This is a genomic window from Marinomonas algicola, assembly GCF_014805825.1.
Lineage (GTDB): Bacteria > Pseudomonadota > Gammaproteobacteria > Pseudomonadales > Marinomonadaceae > Marinomonas > Marinomonas algicola.
Genome location: NZ_CP061941.1, coordinates 4,173,462 through 4,193,759 on the forward strand (window position 1 = coordinate 4,173,462; position 20,298 = coordinate 4,193,759).

Here is a 20,298-nt window from a genome sequence, read left to right on the forward strand (position 1 = left end):
ACTTAATACGCTCATCATAATCATCTTAAAGGAAGGCTTTATGACCCAAATATCTCGTGACTCCTTTGGAAGTGCCGCATTGGTGAACCCTGTTGCAGAAGAAACATTACAGGCGGCTCAAAAATACCGTTTAGCCAGAGTAAAACAACAACTTGTGGAGCATGATTGCGGCGCTATCTTGTTGTACGATCCTGTCAATATTCGCTATGCAACAGACAGTTCCAATATGCAAGTGTGGACTTTACACAATTTTGCTCGCTACACCTTAGTCTTTGCAGAAGGGCCGGTGATTCATTGGGAGTTTCATAATTGTGAACATTTACTCTCCGGCAACCAACAAATTGATGAAATTCGTACAGCCATCAATTGGAGTTTTTTTGGCGCGGGCTCACGCATTGACGAAAGAGTAAAGCTATGGGCCGAGGAAATTGCGCATCTTATCACCCAGCACAGCCCTGATAATCGTCGCTTAGCTTTAGATAAAGCCGATATTGAAGGTATTGATTGCCTTAGAGAAAAAGGCCTTCGTGTCGTGGAAGGTCATAGCTTAATGGAGCAGGCTCGCAAAATTAAATCCGCGGCTGAGATTGCGCTAATGCAGTGGACTATTCAAGTCTGTGAGAAAGGCATTCAGCGAATGTACGATGAACTGAAGCCAGGTATGACAGAAAATGCACTATGGGCTTGGTTACATTACGAGAACATTCGTCATGGAGGTGAATGGATAGAAACCCGGCTGTTATCAAGTGGACCAAGAACCAATCCCTGGATGCAAGAATCGAGCAATCGCATCATGCAAACAGGTGAAATCCTGTCATTCGACACAGATCTCATAGGGCCTTATGGGTATTGTGCTGATATTTCTCGAGCATGGACGGTTGGTCACGTGCCACCGACACCAGAACAGCGTCACATTTATCAGTTAGCCTATGAGCAGGTTCAATATAATATGAGCCTATTAAAAGCAGGGCTTTCTTATAAAGAGTTTTCCCAGAAAGCATGGAAAATTCCAGCTGAAAATTATCCAAACCGATATTGCTGCCTTGCTCATGGTATCGGCTTGGCGGATGAGTATCCGGCCATTGCTCATCAAGGCAACGATTGGAACAGCTCTGGGTACGACGGCCTATTCGAAGAAAATATGGTAGTTTGTGTCGAAAGTTACATTGGCGCCAAAGATGGACGGGAAGGCATCAAGTTAGAGCAACAAGTTTTAATAACAAAAGACGGTATTATTGAATTGTCGACCTATCCATGGGAAGAGAACTGGTTGTAAAACTCATGCCTACCTAAACATTGCCGTTAGGTAGGCATGATACTTTTGGCCAAATTTTGCATCATGCTTCATATGCTAGATTGATGACAACCTTCACCTTCTGATCATTCAAATTCTTCATTATCAGCCGTCTTGTTCAGCTAATCCCCTATTCTCGAAGAGCCTGTTCCACCTCTACTCCAAACCTCTATTATAGAATTCATTACATTTACTCATAAGCATCTAACCAAAAAGTCGTTTGATACAGATCAGGCTTTTCAACAATATTGTTTGCTCTTTTTTAACGAACTCAACCCTAACAAAAAGAGCTAGAAATCATTTAAAGCGTCATTGACACGCCTCTAAAGCTTAAGTCGATCTAAAATAACAACAATGGAGACACATAATGAAAATTAATAGTGGGATGTTTCGCGGTATTGACCCTACCGTGACCTTGATCTCAAAAGTGCTAATTATTGGCTTTGTCATAGTTTGCGCCATACTTGCAGAAGAAGCTGGAGCCTTATTTACTCAGGTCTCAGCCGCCATATTGTATAACTTTAAATGGTTTTATCTTATTACGGCCTCAGCCATACTGGTTTTCTTGCTGTATTTAATGGTCAGTCGATATGGCAATATTAAATTAGGAACCGATGATGAAAAGCCAGAGTTTAGTTTAGGTTCTTGGTTATCCATGTTGTTCAGTGCAGGCATGGGAATTGGACTACTCTTTTGGTCTGTTGCCGAACCTATGTGGCATTATGCAGGCAACCCCTTCTCTGAAACCCCTTTAAGTAATGAATCCGCGCAGACAGCCATAAGATTAAGTTTTTTCCATTGGGGACTGCACCCTTGGGCTCTCTATATTATGACCGCTCTTGGGCTCGCTTATTTTTCTTATCGTAAAGGGAAACCGCTTACTATTCGCTCGGCACTCATTCCTTTATTTGGAGAAAAGCGACTTGACGGATGGTTAGGCAACACCATCGATATTCTCATTGTCACCATTACCGCCTTTGGTATTGCTACCTCGTTTGGACTAGGCGTAATACAAATGAGTACCGGTATGGAGTTACTCTTTGGTGTTAAAATCACCATCGCCAGTCAAATTATTATGATTACCATCATTTCTTTTATTGCCATCCTCTCGGTCATTTCAGGTGTTGGCAAAGGGATAAAAATTCTCTCCGTTTGGAATATGATTCTTTCTGCTGTCATTCTAGCAGGCGTACTTTTATTTGGTCCTACACGCTATATTTTGCATATTTACTTAGAAGGGACAGCAGACTACCTGCAAAATGTTATTGGCTTAAGTCTATGGAGTGATACTCAAGAAGATTCGCAGTGGCAGAACTGGTGGACCGCATTCTATTGGGCGTGGTGGCTTACTTGGGCTCCATTTGTCGGTATGTTTATTGCTCGAATTTCTCGTGGTAGAACCATTCGTGAACTGATTGGCGGTGCCCTTATCGTTCCCACCTTATTTGGCTTCTTATGGATAGCCACACTTGGTGGCGCCGCTATGCATTACGAGAATGAAGATAAGCAAAACCATCAAACTCAAGTCACTGAACAACAACTCACGGGAGAGGCGGCCGCTTTTACTGGAGGCGATATACTAACAGCAACAAAAGCCGACTCTACTCAAGCTATTTTCACCCTCTTCGAAAAAATAGAAATCGATTCAGGTGTTAATATTGCGACTATATTCAGTGCATTAGCGACCTTTTTGTTGGTCACATACTTTGTTACTTCTGCCGATTCAGGTACTTTAGTTCTTTGCACATTAAGCTCTCATGGAAGCTTAGAACCACCTAGAGCCAGTAGAATTATTTGGGGGCTGACGGTTGGTATTATTGCCGCAGGATTATTATGGGCTGGGGGTCTAAAAACGGTCCAAACGGCGACTATTTGTGCGGCGTTACCAGCTGCGTTCCTTGTTATTATGATGGCACTTTCAATACATAAAGCATTACGCAAGGAAGTAGTACATGCTATAAACTCATAACATATCCATGTCGTTCATATGAACAAAAAAAGAACGCTAAGGATGACTTAGCGTTCTTTTTGCTCTTGTTTCTTTACATTTAATTTGAGTACTATCTTATGCGCATGAAGCCCTTGCCACCATTAAATAGTCTGGTTGCTTTTGAAGCCGCCGCCCGTTACTTGAGCTTTACTCAAGCGGCAGCAGAACTTAATGTCACCCAAGGCGCTATTAGTAGGCAAATCAAGCATCTTGAAGATTACCTGGGTCGAGCCCTGTTTATTAGAGATAAGCGCAGTTTAATTTTAACGCCTACGGGCAATGAGTATTATCAAAGCATCGAGCCCGCATTATTAAGCATATCGGCAACCACAAGCAATATTATCCAATGGCAAGGAGAGCAGCTGGTTACTGTAATGACAACCAATGCCATGGCGTCTTTTTGGTTATTACCTAGATTCAGTGAATTTCAAGCCGCTCACCCAGAGATTGATCTACGCATTCTTGCCGTCGACTCTATTAGAGGTATTCGCAACAGTGAGTTTGATATTGCACTATTCTATTGTCGTACTCCCCCCCAAGGTTTAGATGCAACGCCTTTGTTTAGTGAAACCGTCTTTCCTGTTTGTAGTCCTCGCTATTTACAACAGCACCCTGAGATAGCCGATCCAAATAAGATCAGTCATGGTACTTTGTTGTCTTTGGATATAAGCGAAGATTGGGTCACCTGGTCTGACTGGTTTAGACAAACCAATATTACGCCAACGGCCAGTACAGGGCGGAAATTGAATATCAACAATTATCTTTTAGTGATTCAGGCGGCGTTGAATGGCCAAGGGCTCGCTTTAGGCTGGTCAAACTTAGTCGATGATTATCTTGCCAGTGGATTATTAGTGTGCCCTGTCGATTTAACCATGAAGACACAATCACAATTTTATATGTTACAACCACCGCAAATTTTTAGACAAAAGAAGGGCGTTGAATGTTTTCGAAAGTGGTTGGTATCCATCATGGAAGAAGCGGAAGCCAAAACTTGGCCTTGAATAGCCTGAAAAAGAGACGGCAAACGTCTTACCTACTACAGAGTAAACTCGACTAACGAGTTAAATTCACCTATCTTTTAATATAGCTTAATACAAAAAACATATTAAAGATAAAAGCATGCGATTTAGAAAACTTCATTATTTTGTTACCGTCGCTGAAGAGCTTCATTTTGGTAGAGCCGCTCAGCGTTTACATATTTCTCAGCCTCCTTTATCCCAACAAATTAAAAGTTTAGAAGAAGATTTAGACGCCATATTATTTGATCGTACCAGCCAACGAGTCACGTTAACAAAAGCGGGAGAAGCCTTATTACCTCAAGCGAAGAGTTTGTTACAGATGTGGCAAAACACGCAAGACCAAGTAAAAGCCGTCGCTAAAGGCGAAGAGGGCAATTTATCTATTGGGTTTATTTGGGCAACGGGCACGCCGCACTTTTCAAAGTCCATAGGAGAGTTTAAAAAAAAATACAGCAAAGCCACACTCAATTTAGAAAGTATGAGTACAGTGGATGCACTACAGGCTCTCAGTTTAGATAAGATAGACTTAGCCTTTGTCTTCTTGAATCCCAGTGTCGATGTGTCACTTTTTAAACAGTCTCATTACGAGCATCAAGACAATTTACTGGCTTTACCCGAACATCATACCCTTGCTCGCAAAAGTCGCGTCTCTCTCTCTGATTTAAAAGAAGAATCTTTTGTCATGTTTGCCAGAGCCTCTCACCCATCACTTTATGATCAGACCATGAACAGCCTACATGCAGCGAATGTACAGCCTAATATCGTGCAAATCGCTAAAGTCACACAAACCACGCGCACCTTGGTCGCGGCTGGGGTCGGTATTGCCATTGTGCCTGAATCGACCAAATACGATCAGCGCGAAGGCTTGGTTTACCGCCCTATTGAAGGTGACTTACCTAAGCTTGAAATTTATATGGTTTGGAAAGCTGAGCGGGAGACACCGCTCATGATGCGTTTTATGGAACACATGCTAAGGCAAATAAAAGAAACAACGAATTAATCTATAAAAAAATACCGATCTACTGAGACAATAGATCGGTATTTGATACAAAAGTCATTTCACCACTACTCTTGATGAAATCAAGCTTACGATTTAGCGGCCATGAACCTTTCATTTAATGACGTTTCACAAGCATCAACCGCATTCTGAGTAATGTCTACCCATTTAGCACCGTATTCATTTTTAAACCAATCACGCACAGGTAATGCGGCTTCTTGGAACATTTTCTTCTCTTCTGCTGTTGGGGCGTAAATGGTACCACCACCTTCTTTAAAGGCATTGTATGCTTCAATTTGGCGACGTTTCGGCATCACTGTCGTGACCATTCTTAACGAATCAAAACCATCCGACATAATGCGCTGTAGATCTTCTGGCATTTCGCTAAAGGCATCATTATTCATCCACCACATGGAACCCATATAAGCATGGCCATCCAATGTCATGTATTTAATGTGTTCATTAAACTTCATTCCCATGATGTCAGTAATACCATTCTTTGTACCAGCCACTAAGCCAGTTGCTAATGAGGTATACACTTCTGGCCATGGCACGGCCGTTGGGTTACCACCCATTGCACGCACTAACTCCATTTGAATGGGTGAATTAATCGTACGAATTTTGGCGCCTTTCACATCGGCCGGTGTTTTGATTTGACGATCTGTTGTTGCGAAATTACGCCACCCGCCCGTATTACCAATGGTCATCAGGCGCATAGAACCCGTACGATCGAGCAGCTCTTTACGAATAGAGCCTGCTAGCAATTCACTGTCTAAGGCACACTCCGCCACTCGATCGTTGGGAAACATATAAGGGATATCAAGTGCTTGAATTTCGGGAAAGACACTAGAAAGACCACCAGTTGTGGTATTAAACACTTGTATTAGATTGGCCTGTAACGCTTCGATACATTCTGTTCCGTTACCACATAACTGGCCACCAGAATAAATAGTAACCGCAATACGGCCATTTGATTGAGCTTCAACATAATCCTTTAAAACCAAAGCACCATCATAATCTTCATCACTTGTATTAGATAAATGGACAACATTGATATTAAAGTCAGCCGCCATCAATGGCAAAGAAGCGGTCGCAATGCCTGCAGCGAGTAAAGTAGGTGCTAACGTGGTCAGCGTGGTTTTCAAGAGATTATTTTTTTTCATTATTATGCAGCTCCGTTATTATTTTGTGGCACTAATGAATACTTATACAGACGATAGAAGACGGTATAAGGACATTAAATTATTCTTCTCGTATCCATATCATGCCTGTTTTCATCATTGCATGATCATTAAGTTGTATTTTATATCTTACATAAGACCTATAACACAACCAAAGTGCCATGTTTTTTTCATTTTTTTATACAATAGCGGTATCACATACGATGCGCTTTTTTATCAAACCTGCCTATAAAAAGCCTTTATCTGTAACAATAAACGCATCTAATCATAAGAATTTGATCTATTTATAGTCTATAACTTACGTTTTTACTTAGCCTTTTTACAAAAAAAATCAGCACTTTTTCTGTATGGTCAAATTGGCACAACAATTGAATCACAAACACAACTATCGAGTTTGCGCTCCACTTACTGGGTAGGCCGCGACACTTTTCACAACATCGCACAATTATTGAGCACAGTGTTTTTAATGCGCGTCCTTTTTGGTGCGCCTTCTACCTTGAGGAGCTTATGGCTGACTTTTATTGGTTACTGATTACATCCGCACTTGTGTTTATGATGCAAGCTGGATTTTTATGCTTAGAAAGTGGGCTCATTCGTAGTAAAAACAGTATCAATGTCGCGGCTAAAAACATTTCTGACTTTATCATTTCCACCACTATTTTTTGGTGCTTTGGCTTCGGCATTATGTTCGGGGAGTCGGTTTGGGGGCTTTTTGGTCAGAGTGATTTCTTCTTTAATGACACGCACTCGGCCTGGGAAATGAGTTTCTTCCTATTCCAAATGATGTTCTGTGGCACCGCCGCCACACTCACCTCCGGAGCGGTGGCAGAGCGCATGACCTTTCTTGGTTATATCGCCATTACTGTTATTTTAAGCTCTATTATTTACCCTATCGTAGGGCATTGGGCATGGTCTAGTGTCTACGATCAGCAAAGTACATCCGGTTGGCTTGAGTCCCTTGGCTTTATTGATTTTGCTGGCTCTACCGTGGTGCATTCTGTTGGCGGCTGGGTCGCGTTAGTATGCGTCATCATCATAGGCCCAAGGTTAGGGCGTTTTGAACAAGGTATCCGCTTACCTCCTGGTAACAATTTACCACTCTCAGCATTGGGCGCGTTATTAATATGGTTCGGTTGGTTTGGCTTCAATGGTGGCAGCACATTAGAGCTCAATAATGATGTGCCAATGATCATTCTAAACACCTTTGTTTCAGCCGCTTGGGGAGGACTTATTGCGGCAGGTCTACATTATTTCAAAGAAGGTTATGTCAACGTCGGCTTTATAATGAACGGGGCGATTGCGGGTTTAGTGGGTATTACAGCCTCCTGCCATGTCGTATCCCCTGGTGCATCCGTTATTATTGGTGCGGTGTCAGGAGTGATTATGTACTACGGCAGTATGTTTATGGAAAAGTGGCGTCTCGATGATGCGTTAGACGTTGTGCCTGTGCACCTCTTCGCCGGTATTTGGGGCACATTATGTGTCGCTCTCTTTGGTCAAGCGGAAAAAATTAATAACGGACTTACCTTTTTTGAGCAGCTTGGCATCCAAGTAGTAGGTATTATTTCGATTGGCGTATATTGTTTTTCTATCGGCTACATTGCCGTCTCACTATTAAATCGTTTGATGCCATTAAGAGCAACGAAAGAGCAAGAGGAACAAGGCTTAAACGTAGCCGAGCATCGCGCCTCCACTGAGCTTTTTAATCTACTCACTTCCATGCAACACCAGCAAAATAATGCTGATTTCTCTCATCCTGTACCAGAAGAGCCTTTTACTGAAGTCGGTCAAATTGCTCGTAAATACAATCAGGTTCTGCATAGAGTCAGTACCGAAATCAATCAGCGAGACGAGGCTCTAGCTCGCTTTCAAGAAAGTGAAATGCGTAAATCGGCTATTTTAAATTCATCCATGGATTCCATCGTCTCGATTAATCATTACGGCACCATTATTGAATTTAACCCCGCAGCGGAACGCACTTTCGGCTGTCTAAAAAAGCAGGTTGAAGGTAAAAGCTTCATTGAGCTTTTTATTTTAGAGGAGGATAGGCCAACTATATTGGCGAGTCTCAATTCCGGGTTTTCCACATCATCAGGATTAATTCTAAATCGACGCAATCCTTTCCATTTAAAAAGAGACCCTAACCACCACTTCCCAGCCGAAATTGCCATTACCAAAGCCAATTACGACTCATCTTTAAAGAACGAATACACCTTGCATATAAGAGACATGTCTCGACACCTTAAACTTCAGGAAAGACTAAAATTTTTAGCCTATAGAGACCCTCTTACTCACCTCTACAATCGAACCTATTTAATGGACAAATTGGTGCGGACATTCCCATCTGATTCGACCCCCAAAAGCGCCGTTGGACTCCTTTTCTTAGATTTGGACAATTTCAAAATCATCAACGATACCTTAGGCCATAAAGCGGGCGATGAATTATTATGTGAAGTCGCCAATCGGCTGAGATCGGTTTCCAATGAATCTGATGTCATCTCTCGTTGGGGAGGAGATGAGTTTGTCTTTATGATGACGGATCAGGTCACGGAGCACCATTTAAAACAACGCGCTCAACAAATATTGGACAGCATGAGAAATCCAGTAAAGTTGAATGGGCAACTGTTAACTATTCCTACCAGCATAGGCGTTACCTTTTCTCATAATCAAAAGATGGATGCGGAAAAGTTAATACAACAAGCCGACATAGCGATGTACTACGCCAAAGAAAAAGGCCGTGATAATGCCCAATTCTTCACACCAGACATGGCCAACACCGTTAATATAAAATTCGAAATCGACAAAGAAATAAAAGAAGCGCTGGTTTTAGATCAATTTTCTTTGGTGTTTCAGCCAAAAGTGTTTATGAGTAAGGACTATATTCTGGGGTTAGAAGCTCTAGTTCGTTGGGAACATCCAACAAAGGGCCCAATTCTGCCGGCCGAATTTATTCCCATTGCAGAAGAAACCAGTCTTATTATTAAAGTTGACGAATGGGTTATCAACCAAGCCTTAAAGCAGTTAGTTGAATGGCGTACTCAAGGTGTCGAGATCGTGCCTGTTGCGGTAAACATATCAGGCCGCCATTTAGTTTCAGACTCTTTAGTACCCTACATTGCTGAAAGATTAGAGTTTTATAATATTGAAGGCCATTTCTTGGAGATTGAAATTACCGAAGGCGTTCTATTAAAGGATATTGAGCGCTGCATTGCGTCCATGGCTGATTTAAAATCATTGAACATTCAAATCTCTGTCGACGATTTTGGGACTGGCTATTCTTCTCTGAGTTATTTAAAACGCCTGCCTCTGGATGTATTGAAGATTGATCATTCTTTCGTTGATGAGTGCTCAAGTCATGCTGAGGATGCCAAAATTTGCGGTACTATTTTGCATTTGGCGAGAAATTTAGAGTTAATAGCGGTCGCAGAAGGCGTTGAGACAGCAGAACAAGTTACTACGTTGAAGTCTTTGGGATGCCAAATATTTCAGGGCTACTTTTTTTACAAGCCGATGGACAGCCTGGCCATAACCAAATTACTGAGCCCCACTAAAGCGCCAGTTTAAAAGGGGTTTTGTAGGCCAAAACAATGCGTTCCATCATAAAGTACTCGGGAAAATGCTTTTTTATAAAATAAGGAATTGCATAAAATTGCGGAATTGTTACTGTGTATTCTGAAACAATAACAATAGGTTATATCTATTTCCGATAAGGCGTTCCATGACTCAAGAAAACCGACCCTCACCACAATTCAAACCTCTTTATGAACAAGTTAAAGAGCTCATTATTGAACGCATTGTTGAGGGCGTCTGGAAACCGGGTGAAGTCCTACCGAGCGAATTCCAGCTTGCGGATAGACTCAATGTCAGTCAAGGCACCGTTCGTAAAGCACTTAATACGCTGACGGAAGAAAATGTGGTCTTTCGCCGTCAAGGGGTGGGCACCTTTGTGTCTAAACACACGTTACAAGAAATGCTTTTCCACTTTTTCCGCTTCAAACACAACAATGGAGAAAGTGATACCCTCCCAAGTGCAGACATAATCGACATACAAATCCTAGAAGCCGAACCTAAAGTGGCTCAAGCTTTACACTTAACGACAACCGATAAAGTCATTCGTTTACATAGAGTTAGAATCATTAATAACGAACCCTGTATAAGAGAATTGATTTATTTACCTCATCGTTATTTTGGCGACTTACACCTTGAAGAGACGTTGCCGCACGCACTTTATAACTTCTACCAAAACACCTTTAACATCAGTATCCGTAATGCTGTCGATTCAATAACCGCCGTTTTAAGCGATGAAATAGATGCCCAAATGCTCTCCATCGACGTTGGTCAACCCTTACTAGAAGTTGAGCGAGTGGCCACAGCGTTAGACGGTCGATTAGTGGAATACAGTATCAGCCGTGCGCACAGTAGCAATATGCATTACGAAGTAAAAATAACCTAACGCCCTCCTCTTCTGCCCTAAAAAAACGCCCTGAACATGAGTTACAGGGCCTTTTGATACAACTCAGTTTTCACCTTAACTACTCAACCCTAACGATAGATTAAAGTCGGTAACCACATAGAGATTGACGGAATAAAGGTCAACAACAGCAATACCGTGATTAATGGCACTAGGAAAGGGGTGCCCCTAAAAATTCAATTACTTTGCCTTTAATTCACCGTTTAATCAAATGAGTCCTTTGGTGTTAATGTGATGGTGGCGATGACTTGCTCTAAGTCATCTTCATCTCTTTTAATGCTAAAACCAAGGCGTTTGCAAAAGTCGATCATGCGTTTGTTTTCGGACAGCACAATGCCAGACATGACGCGAATCCCTTTATCCACAGCCACTCGAAAGAGTTGTCGCATTAAATAAGAAGCAAGTCCTAGCCCTTGATACTCATCTCCTAACACAATGGCAAATTCGCAGCTCTGGTCATCAAAGTTGTCGATGTATCTCGCTGTACCGATTAACACATCCTGATCATTTCTTTTGATGACGGCCAACAAGGCAATTTCTCGATCATAATCAATATGAGACAAGCTGGTTAACATACGCGGCGTGAGCTCAGAGAAGTTTGAAAGGAATCGAAAGTATCTCGTTTCGTGCGAGAGACCTCGAACAAAGTCAGCCAAAATACCGGAGTCTCTTGGCAGTACAGGACGGACGGTGGCTGTATCCCCATTTTTTAACGTCAACTCAGATACCCATTGCCTTGGATATGGGTGAATGGCTAGGTGTTCGTAGCGACGCATGCCTACGCTCGATCTAAGGGTTACGTTGACCTCGGCGTACACACGACCGCTTTCGTGAAGCCTCACATCAGATAACGCTAAACTTTCAATGTCTGGCAACTCACACACCATAGTCGAAATATTTCGCAGTAAGCCTTCTAGTTCAAAGGATTCTTCTCCGGGAAAAGCGCGTTTAATCAAATCCTTCGCCAGTATCGTATTAAGCGGCGGCAATGCAACGGCTTCAGTTTGATGATGCCAATGAGCGCCCTGTAGTGACAAACCCATTACTGGGCCGAATACGGTATCTTGAAAAACGCATAAATGAATCGGTGCCGATAACAAATGTGATGCTTGGCGACGTGATGTTAAATGAATATGGAATAACGCAAAAACGTCTTTTAACAAGTCTTCTCTTAAAGCGTTATCACGCTCATTACGCAGTTGATTGAGTGTCTTTGTTGCTTTCGAGACATCAATTTTAAAACGAAAGGCATGGCTGTCTGGAGATTGCTTAGCAAGCAATTGATTACGCTGGAATTGCACCAAAAACTGGAAGCCTTCAATGGCGGTTTCAGGCGTTCGAAAAGTCGGAATCCCCGCCTCATTAATACGAGTACGCAGCTTAGTCATATTACCACCACCAAGCAGGCACACCATAACAAGCTTTTTCTGCGTGCGATGGAGTCGGGTTATCAGGTCGTATAAAGAATCAATATTGAGTAGCGCCGTCGGGCTTAATGTAAGCAGTACCGCGCCACATTCATCATGACTCAGCGCGTTCGCTGCCAGATCGATAAACACGTCATTAGCGCAACTGGCCCAAACCGTTGTGACAGGCCCAATGCCTCCCCTACCCGCCATGGTGTTTTCAAGTTTTTTTTGTAACGCCCCGTCTGGTATCAGTAGCTCTATATCAAGCTCCATGGCCCGTTGAGCGGCTAACTCACTGGGACCCGCCCCATTACCTATTATTAACAAAGAACCTTCTTTCACTCGACGTGCATTGGTCATCACCGAAGCGGCGGCAATCAAATCGTTTAAGCGTCGACCTCGTACGGCTCCTGTTCGGCTGAGTGCCGCGTCTAATACCCGCTCATCTGCCCCCATTGAATGTTCCGTAACAACAGCAACGGGTTTACTGCGTCCTGTGGCACGTAGACTGCTGAGAAAACGAGTGGGGTTGCCTATGCCTTGTAGGTACATCAAGATAGCCTGACTATCGAAGTCGGTGGATAAATAATCTAAAATTTGTGACGGCTTGACATCGACAGGAGTCCCCATGGATACAACTTGAGAAAAGCCAATGCCTTGCCATGTCGCCCAATCGACCAATGCGCTCGCGACCGTACCAGATTGAGACAGTAAAGCTAACCTTCCTGGTAAGGGTTGAGTCGCGCCCAACCAGGCAAAGATCCCCTGTTTTGGACGACAGACACCAAAGCTGTTTGGGCCGAGTAGACGCACATTGTGTTCACGTAAAGCCGCATGAAGTACCTCTGGGGATTCATCTGTCCATGACATCATTAGCAGTGAGCCAATGCCCGCTTGACCACACTGAGTAATAACATGCGCCATTGAACCCTTGGCAACAGAACCCACTAAAACAGCCAGATCTGGAGACGTCGTGAGTGCATCCAATGTGGCAACGATAGGAAAAGGGGTCCAGGTATTGAGCCGTTCGCCGACTAAGGTAACGGGGGCGCTTTTTTCAACGTCCGACAAAGACGCAAGAAACGCCAACATAAGAGGATCTTGAGGGTCGTCACCTATCAGTATCACGATGGATCGTGGTGCGAGTAATGGTTGTAACACGTGCTGGCTCACTGGGTGTTCTCCTGACATTCAATTCTGAAAAACGACATGTCAAGATAACATAATCAATGAGTTTCGAAAGACTAGACCATAGTAGTGTAGATTAGTTCTTGTGTTTGTGAGATCTTTTTTGCTTACTGCGTTTACTAGAACTCTGTGATTAACATAGGTTCTAATAACGTAAAAAAACGAGGCATACTGTACTTTTGGTTTTAAAAATAAATAGATTGGACACTAAATGACCACGGCTTACATCACACACACCCATTGCGAAAAACACGATATGGGTGACGATCACCCTGAGTCTCCCCAACGTTTAGGGGCCATCCAGAACCGTTTAATCATGGGCCAATTGATGGACTTTATCCGTCTATTCGATGCTGAACCAGCAACAAGAGATCAACTAAACGCGACCCATGATGCCGCCTACATAGCCTCCCTCTTTGATAGGACGCCAACGGAAGACGGATTAGAAGTTGGCCCTGACACTCTCATGACGCCTCTCACGCTAGACGCTGCTTTATACGCCGCGGGGTCCGTTGTTACGGCCGTCGATTTAGTCCTGTCTGACAAAGCGGTCAACGCATTTTGTGCCATTCGACCACCGGGCCATCATGCAGAATACGACAACGCGATGGGCTTTTGTTTTTTTAATAACATCGCCGTTGGCACCCGTCATGCGATTAACCAATATGCTCTAGAGCGGGTCGCCATAGTCGATTTTGATGTTCATCATGGTAATGGTACGGAAGATATTTTTAAGAACGACCCTAAGGTTTTCTACGCGTCGAGTTACCAACACCCTTTTTATCCTTACAGTGACCCCGGTGTTTCCCACGATAATATCTTGCATATGCCATTAGCCGCAGGGTCAGGCAGCCGTGAATTTCGTAAGGCGATAACAGAGCAGCTTCTCCCAGCCTTGGACGCTTTCCAACCCCAACTCATCATGATTTCCGCCGGTTTTGATGCGCACAAAGAAGACCCCATGGGGCAACTTAGACTGAGCGAGTCCGACTACACATGGATCACCGACTTATTAATGGACGTGGCGGATCGTCATTGTGATGGAAAAATTGTTTCGGTATTGGAAGGCGGTTACAACCTTGATGCACTCGGTCGTGCCGCGTTTTGTCACATCAAACGTTTAATGAAGCTCTAAAAAGAGCGACTCGTGTGTGTCGTTCTTTTACCTATACTATACATTGAGGTCTTGCCTTAGCTTTTCTGACTGACTGAAAAAGCCGCACATTATACGGCTTCCACGATTTTTATTTCTTCTGCTTCCCAATTCAATAGCACAGGTTGTTGTGCATCATGGGCGAAGAAGTAACCTGCTTTAGGTGTAACGTAAACCGTTTACCCTTTCTCGAAGCCGTTTTTGTCAAAGGCTTTGTGAGGAAGATCAATTTCCCAGACATCGTTGCTTTGCCAATCAACCGGGGTTAGCTCTAGACGCACTTCGGCACCAATCGGGTTTATGTACATTCATCTAAGGCTGGTGCCGTCTGCGAAAGCGACTGTTCCAAGACATTGTTTCATTAACTTTCTATACACTGCCTTCTTTTTCGATCACTAAAATGCGCGCTTCACCAATGGGGTGCGCAACATGCTCGGTGCCTATCGCGGCGAAGAAAATGTCGCCTACGTCCATTTGCTGAACGTGCTCTTCACCGTTTTTGCGGAAATGCATATTGACCTTGCCATCTAACACCACAAACACTTCTTCCCCATCATTGATGTGCCATTTATAAGGTTGATCTGTCCAATGCAACCGAGTCGTCACTCCATTCATATTCGCAATGTCTAACGCGCCCCAAGCACGATCTGCGGTGAAGTCTTTAGCCTTAATAAATGTCATGATGTGGCCTTCTGACGTGAATAAATTGTTTGGTAAACAGAAAGTACACGTTACTAAATGGTTAGCCAAGTTAGAAGATAAATTAACGTCACTTTGGCGGAGAAAATGACGATTAAACGGAGAGATTAGGGAATGTGTTATCAGTGAGCCGATAGCTCTGTATAGAAGTGTGGATTGTCTTGGATGGTGGCGAGCACTTTAGCGGCCAAACCCGTTGGATTACGACGTCGGCTTTCCCAGCTTTTTATGGTATCCACACTGGTGCCAAGCGCTTTGGCAAACTCCGCCTGAGACACTTGAAGGCTATCGCGAATGGGCTTTACATACGCTATCTCAAAGCGAGTAAACAGAGCAGGTCAACGAAGCAAGTTGGTTTGTTGAGAGTAACTCGTTAACATAGTCTTTTACTGTATAAACGATTAAAGGAAAAGCTGAAACCATGCGGAAAATAAGTCTCTTATGTGGTGTGATGGTATCGCTATTGGTAACCGCCTGCTCAAGCGGCCCTATTAGTCGTGAAGATGCCATGGGCTATGAAGACAGTGGCGAAGCCAGCTATTACGCCATGAAATACCAAGGCAGGCAAACCGCTAATGGCGAAAGGTTTGATCAAAACGCCATGACAGCGGCGCATAAGCGTTTGCCCTTTGGTTCAATCGTCAAAGTGACCAACACGGACAATGGTAAAAGCGTCATTGTCCGCATTAATGACCGTGGCCCTTTCATATACGGGCGAATTATCGATTTGAGCAAATCAGCCTTTCAACGCATCGGTGAAACTCGCTTAGGTCTACTTGATGTGGATATTGAAGTCTTGCGTTAACAATCGCTTTCAAAACCTTTGGTTTGGGAGAGTTAGCTGAGTCTGGCTTTGCCACCTTGGTAAAGCTCGCCCATGCGGTGATTAAAATCGCCAAAGAGAGAACGGCGAAGTCGCTGCCAAATTCGGTTACTGTTTCGAATGAGTGTGTTGGCTTCGATCATTTCTGCTCTTAAATCACGCAAGAGGATAAGGCAAACACGCTAAGCGTGAAGCAACCAACGATTGCAGGCATGGAACGCAAAGGCCGTGAGTAAAGTCATCAACCCTAAGGCGTTACGTTGAAGGCGCTGATGGTAAACTCACCGTGGATGTTGAATTGCCTGATGGCCGCCATTATGGGTTTAATTTATAAGACAGTGTCACTTCCTCTATCGTCCAAGGTTGACCTTTCGAAATGTTGCGGCTTGTTTACCACCCAGTAAGTCAGAGTAGAGCCGTTATTATCATGTGCTCAAGACAGCACTCGTTCAAATTGCATTTTTAATAAGTTCACATAATGTTTTTAACTGTTGATAACTGCTGTGGTTATCAACCGTGTTTTCCAGCGGCCAGCCGCCGTTGATGCGAAAGCTGTCGTGATAAAAGTCATGCGTGCTAAAACACGCGCCGCTACGTATGTCTATATTTAATTTGTTGGCTTCTTGCTCAAGCTCGACGGCATTAAAGTGAGGAATCTGTACCCACAGCACCATGCCGCCTTGTGGGGAACTGATTTTGGCCGTTTTAGGTAAATGCTTCACAAGAAACTGTCGATAACGGTGAACTTGTTGGTTCAGCAATACACGCGTTTTATTGACATGAGAGCGATATTCTCCGGTATTAATAAATTCTGCCATGCAAGACTGCATCAAACCATTCACCCCAAAGCTAGTGAGCGCGTGTTGATTTAGATAGGCGGTTAAATAGCGCCCTGGTAAGCACCAACCAAGTCGTAATCCTGCGGCCAGTGTTTTGGAAAAAGACCCACACCAAATCACATACCCCTCTTTGTCCCAATGTTTTGCTGGCAGCGTCTGTTGTTTCTGATGGCTTAATTCGAAATACACATCGTCTTCTATCATCGGTGTTTTGTACTGTGTTGCGAGCTTGGCGAGTGCTTTTTTTTGTTCAACAGGCAGTGTCATGCCTGTTGGGTTCATGTTCGAAGTACTAAACAGAAAGGCTTTTATTAAGCCCTGTTGTAGCAAGGTTTCTAGATGATTTAACTCCAAGCCTTGGTCGCTCACAGGAATTTCAATCACTTTACGTGATAAAGCACTGAGCAAATCGAGTAAGCCACTAAAACAGGGCGAACTGATGGCAAGGGTATCACCTTCTTGGGTGAGGGCTTCGATGGCGACTTTTACCGCATCAATACACCCGTTGGTAATGACTAGGTCATTTGATCCAAAGGTAAAGTTATCGTAGCGAAAATGATCGGTAAGCGCCTTTCTGAGCCCTTTGTCTCCTTGAGTGTCTGGATACTGAAAAATAGTGTTTCCAGCTCTTCTGGTGACACGTTTAATACAACGCCGTAATGCTTTACTGGGTTGTAAATCAGGAGAGATCATTGAAGTACCGAGTGGACTAAATAACGCCGATGCTGAGTTATAACCATTGATAGGAGCAAAGCGCTTTGGATCGCGTTGCTCAGTCCCTTGAATGGCTAAGGTTGGAAATGAGGTGGGTTCTATGTGATTGGCGACGAAATAGCCTGATTGAGGCTGTGCATAAATCCAACCGGTTTGCAGTAAATAATCATACGCTTTGGTTGCCGTCGTCATGCTCACTTTGTGTTGTTTTGCCAAGGCCCGTAAAGCAGGTAAGCGAGTTCCGGTCGGCCGCTTTTGGCTTTTTATATCGTCAATAAAATGCTGTGCCAAGGTTTCATAGAGCGTCATAAAAAGCCATTTCTTACATTAATTTTTTAAATTGTACTCTTATTATTATCATAAATTGAATCTGCACACTTCAATTTTTTCAAAGGATACTGGCGTTATTCATTAATAAGAGCGAAACCATCATGAATAGACAAGACTTTGCCATACTGTTTGCCTTGATGGCGTTATGGGGTATTAACTTCAGCGTCATTAAACTGGGGGTTCATAATATCGATCCGTTAGTGCTGACGGCGTTGCGATTTACCTTTGCGGTTTTCCCGTTGATATTTTTTATTAAAAAGCCCGATGTGGACTGGCGCTACCTCATTGCCTACGGCTTGTCTTTTGGCGTGGGTGTCTGGGGAATGACGACCTTATCGATTGGTGCTGGGGTGTCATCAGGCATGGCGTCTCTGTTATTGGACATGAGTGTGGTAAGTGGTTTATTGGTGGGCTGGCTGTTTTTAAACGAGACCATTACGGCTAATAAGCTGCTGGGGGCTGGATTAGCCTTGTTGGGGCTGGCTTTGATAATGCTGACAGAGGGTGGGGCGGTCACTGGGAAAGGGTTGGTCTTAGTGTTGATAGCGTCGATATTTTGGAGTGTTAATGGTTTGATTGTGAAACGAGCCAACACCCAATCTATTTTTGCTTTTAATGTTTGGGGAATGCTGTTTGCCCCCCTGCCTTTGTTGTTACTTGCGATCATGTTCAATGGCGCTGAAGTGATCACCAAGGTACCGGCTCAATTTAACCAAAACGTCTTGTTTTCAGTTTTATTTCAAGCGCTCCCAACCACATTATTTGGGTATTGGTTGTGGAATAAAATGATCATGAAATACACCCTATCGGCTGTAGCCCCTATGACGTTATTAGTCCCCGTGTTTGGTATTTTGGGGGGGCATTGGTTTTATGATGAAGACATCACTCTTTACCAAATAATCGCGACCATACTGATTTTAACTGGCTTGTTTATTGGGCAAATGAGGTTAGGCCGTTCTTCTAGATCAACACAAAAAGCCGTTTAACATTCGAATGTCTGGTTCTATTTTGTTGATTCTACGCCCTTGATCCTGATTTAGGTCTCCCAGAGAGAGCCTTGCTCATTGAGAGCGTCGAAAGGCGCTCAGGGGTTGTGACGCCATCCGAGACACTAAGACGTAAACCGGTGAGTAGTACCTAGTTACCCGCTAAAATCATGGCTTTAATTTTTAGCGCCTTTTCAAAATGATCTAGCTTGTGGGTCTCAATCCACCAGGTCGCCGCCTCCATGAGCAAGTCCGGGTCATCATTTTTATTCGCAAAGAAGGCATAAAAGGACAAACCAACATTGTCGCCTTTTAATGCCATTTTTTTCTCGCACACCTCAATGATTTTACTCCTAAGTGATTCTCTCAATTAGACACCTCTTTACTTGAGCTTTTAAATACATAACGTTCAGTATACGGTACGCCACCAGACCAATACCGCGAAAAATAACCTCAATCAATACAAATAAGGCTGAGTGCTGCATTTTTTAACTGACCTTAGAGGGATCATTCTACGCCTTAAAAACCCTCAATAAAGTCTCTTTCTCCGACTATTGTCAACGAACCCATCACTATTGCCGAGACGTGTTCCCAAATAAGATTACCGGCTTCACTTTTCGCCCTATACGGCCTACACTCAATTCAATTTTTAAAGAGGATGATGGGTATGAAACAAGTAGCCGATTTAATGATAAAAAACGTAATCACGCTAAAAGAAAACGACTCTTTAGCGACTGCAAAAACATTAATGCATGACAAAAACATTAGAAACATCCCCATTGTCAACGATAATGGAGAGTGCGTAGGAATGCTGACTCAAAGGGAATATTTGCGTCACGCCTTTTATCTCGTCAGCCAGTTTGGTACGCAGCAAATAACCAAAAAAGAAGAACAAACACCCATATCTAAAGCCATGAGCAAAGACATACTCACCATCGAGCCCGACATAGACTTAAGTACGGCGGCCGAGTTCTTTATCGAAAATAAATACGGCTGTTTACCGGTTGTTGAGAACGACAAATTAGTCGGTATCCTTACTCCAGTTGATTTCGTAAAGCTGGCTCATGCCATGCTTATTAAAACAGAGTAAAGCGAGTAAAGATATTTTCTTAATACGAATAGATGCGTTGGGATCAGCTTGAATCAATGATTAAGTATTCGCTTTTAACAATCTTTCAACCTATTGAATATAATGTGTTTTTATT

Annotated in this window: 18 protein-coding genes; 10 read left to right on the forward strand and 8 right to left on the reverse strand. The window is 43.4% G+C overall.

Annotation, left to right across the window (positions count from 1 at the left end; translation table 11 throughout):
• Positions 1–40: 40 nt before the first annotated feature.
• The 4 genes from IEZ33_RS19180 (at position 41) to IEZ33_RS19195 (ending at position 5,303) form a co-directional block, all read left to right on the forward strand.
• Positions 41–1,276 (forward strand): M24 family metallopeptidase, encoded by a 1,236-nt coding sequence (locus tag IEZ33_RS19180; RefSeq protein WP_191601583.1) that lies wholly within the window; start codon positions 41–43, stop codon positions 1,274–1,276.
• Between the two features lie 385 nt (positions 1,277–1,661).
• Positions 1,662–3,263: a BCCT family transporter gene (locus IEZ33_RS19185; RefSeq protein WP_191601584.1), complete on the forward strand. Its 1,602-nt coding sequence runs from the start codon at positions 1,662–1,664 to the stop codon at positions 3,261–3,263.
• A gap of 98 nt (positions 3,264–3,361) precedes the next feature.
• Positions 3,362–4,285: a transcriptional regulator GcvA gene (gene gcvA, locus IEZ33_RS19190; RefSeq protein ID WP_191601585.1), complete on the forward strand. Its 924-nt coding sequence runs from the start codon at positions 3,362–3,364 to the stop codon at positions 4,283–4,285.
• Positions 4,286–4,403: 118 nt separating this feature from the next.
• Entirely contained in the window at positions 4,404–5,303 is a 900-nt protein-coding gene (locus IEZ33_RS19195) for a LysR family transcriptional regulator (RefSeq protein WP_191601586.1), read from the forward strand.
• An 86-nt stretch (positions 5,304–5,389) separates the two neighbouring features.
• On the opposite strand, the gene IEZ33_RS19200 is transcribed toward IEZ33_RS19195, so the two are convergent.
• Positions 5,390–6,463, reverse strand: a complete 1,074-nt coding sequence (locus tag IEZ33_RS19200) for a TRAP transporter substrate-binding protein (RefSeq protein ID WP_191601587.1) — start codon at positions 6,461–6,463, stop codon at positions 5,390–5,392.
• A 525-nt stretch (positions 6,464–6,988) separates the two neighbouring features.
• Here IEZ33_RS19200 and amt point away from each other — a divergent pair.
• Both amt and IEZ33_RS19210 read left to right on the forward strand, forming a co-directional pair.
• Complete coding sequence (amt, locus tag IEZ33_RS19205; protein WP_191601588.1) at positions 6,989–10,045, forward strand: ammonium transporter; 3,057 nt, start codon at positions 6,989–6,991, stop codon at positions 10,043–10,045.
• 154 nt (positions 10,046–10,199) lie between these two features.
• Positions 10,200–10,934 (forward strand): GntR family transcriptional regulator, encoded by a 735-nt coding sequence (locus IEZ33_RS19210; protein WP_191601589.1) that lies wholly within the window; start codon positions 10,200–10,202, stop codon positions 10,932–10,934.
• Positions 10,935–11,155: 221 nt separating this feature from the next.
• Here the strand turns inward: IEZ33_RS19210 and IEZ33_RS19215 are convergent, their stop codons facing one another.
• Positions 11,156–13,534 carry a bifunctional acetate--CoA ligase family protein/GNAT family N-acetyltransferase gene (locus IEZ33_RS19215; protein ID WP_191601590.1) on the reverse strand — a complete coding sequence of 793 codons (2,379 nt, stop codon included), beginning with the start codon at positions 13,532–13,534 and terminating at the stop codon, positions 11,156–11,158.
• A gap of 226 nt (positions 13,535–13,760) precedes the next feature.
• Between IEZ33_RS19215 and IEZ33_RS19220 the strand changes: the two genes are divergently transcribed.
• Positions 13,761–14,684 carry a histone deacetylase family protein gene (locus IEZ33_RS19220; protein WP_191601591.1) on the forward strand — a complete coding sequence of 308 codons (924 nt, stop codon included), beginning with the start codon at positions 13,761–13,763 and terminating at the stop codon, positions 14,682–14,684.
• Positions 14,685–14,881: 197 nt separating this feature from the next.
• Here the strand turns inward: IEZ33_RS19220 and IEZ33_RS20785 are convergent, their stop codons facing one another.
• From IEZ33_RS20785 to nadS, 3 genes are all read right to left on the reverse strand, one after another.
• Positions 14,882–15,010: a TOBE-like domain-containing protein gene (locus IEZ33_RS20785; protein ID WP_240009578.1), complete on the reverse strand. Its 129-nt coding sequence runs from the start codon at positions 15,008–15,010 to the stop codon at positions 14,882–14,884.
• Between the two features lie 61 nt (positions 15,011–15,071).
• Positions 15,072–15,383 (reverse strand): cupin domain-containing protein, encoded by a 312-nt coding sequence (locus tag IEZ33_RS19230; RefSeq protein ID WP_191601592.1) that lies wholly within the window; start codon positions 15,381–15,383, stop codon positions 15,072–15,074.
• Between the two features lie 140 nt (positions 15,384–15,523).
• Positions 15,524–15,733 (reverse strand): NadS family protein, encoded by a 210-nt coding sequence (gene nadS, locus IEZ33_RS19235; protein ID WP_191603711.1) that lies wholly within the window; start codon positions 15,731–15,733, stop codon positions 15,524–15,526.
• A gap of 89 nt (positions 15,734–15,822) precedes the next feature.
• On the opposite strand from nadS, the gene IEZ33_RS20900 reads away from it, so the two are divergent.
• On the forward strand, positions 15,823–16,206 hold the full coding sequence (locus tag IEZ33_RS20900; RefSeq protein WP_191601593.1) for a septal ring lytic transglycosylase RlpA family protein: 384 nt from the start codon (positions 15,823–15,825) through the stop codon (positions 16,204–16,206).
• Between the two features lie 32 nt (positions 16,207–16,238).
• Here IEZ33_RS20900 and IEZ33_RS20905 read toward each other — a convergent pair whose 3' ends face one another.
• Positions 16,239–16,367 (reverse strand): hypothetical protein, encoded by a 129-nt coding sequence (locus IEZ33_RS20905; RefSeq protein WP_275672788.1) that lies wholly within the window; start codon positions 16,365–16,367, stop codon positions 16,239–16,241.
• A 306-nt stretch (positions 16,368–16,673) separates the two neighbouring features.
• Positions 16,674–18,086: an aminotransferase-like domain-containing protein gene (locus IEZ33_RS19245; RefSeq protein ID WP_191601594.1), complete on the reverse strand. Its 1,413-nt coding sequence runs from the start codon at positions 18,084–18,086 to the stop codon at positions 16,674–16,676.
• 122 nt (positions 18,087–18,208) lie between these two features.
• Here IEZ33_RS19245 and IEZ33_RS19250 point away from each other — a divergent pair, with 122 nt between their 5' ends.
• Positions 18,209–19,093, forward strand: coding sequence for an EamA family transporter (locus IEZ33_RS19250; protein ID WP_191601595.1), 885 nt, complete (start codon positions 18,209–18,211; stop codon positions 19,091–19,093).
• Between the two features lie 151 nt (positions 19,094–19,244).
• On the opposite strand, the gene IEZ33_RS19255 is transcribed toward IEZ33_RS19250, so the two are convergent.
• A complete protein-coding gene (locus IEZ33_RS19255) occupies positions 19,245–19,415 on the reverse strand; it encodes a DUF6500 family protein (RefSeq protein WP_338040931.1) in 171 nt (56 codons plus the stop codon).
• A gap of 345 nt (positions 19,416–19,760) precedes the next feature.
• Here IEZ33_RS19255 and IEZ33_RS19260 point away from each other — a divergent pair, with 345 nt between their 5' ends.
• The gene (locus IEZ33_RS19260) at positions 19,761–20,183 is read left to right on the forward strand and encodes a CBS domain-containing protein (RefSeq protein WP_191601597.1); all 423 of its coding nucleotides are present in this window, start codon (positions 19,761–19,763) and stop codon (positions 20,181–20,183) included.
• The last annotated feature ends 115 nt before the right edge of the window (positions 20,184–20,298 follow it).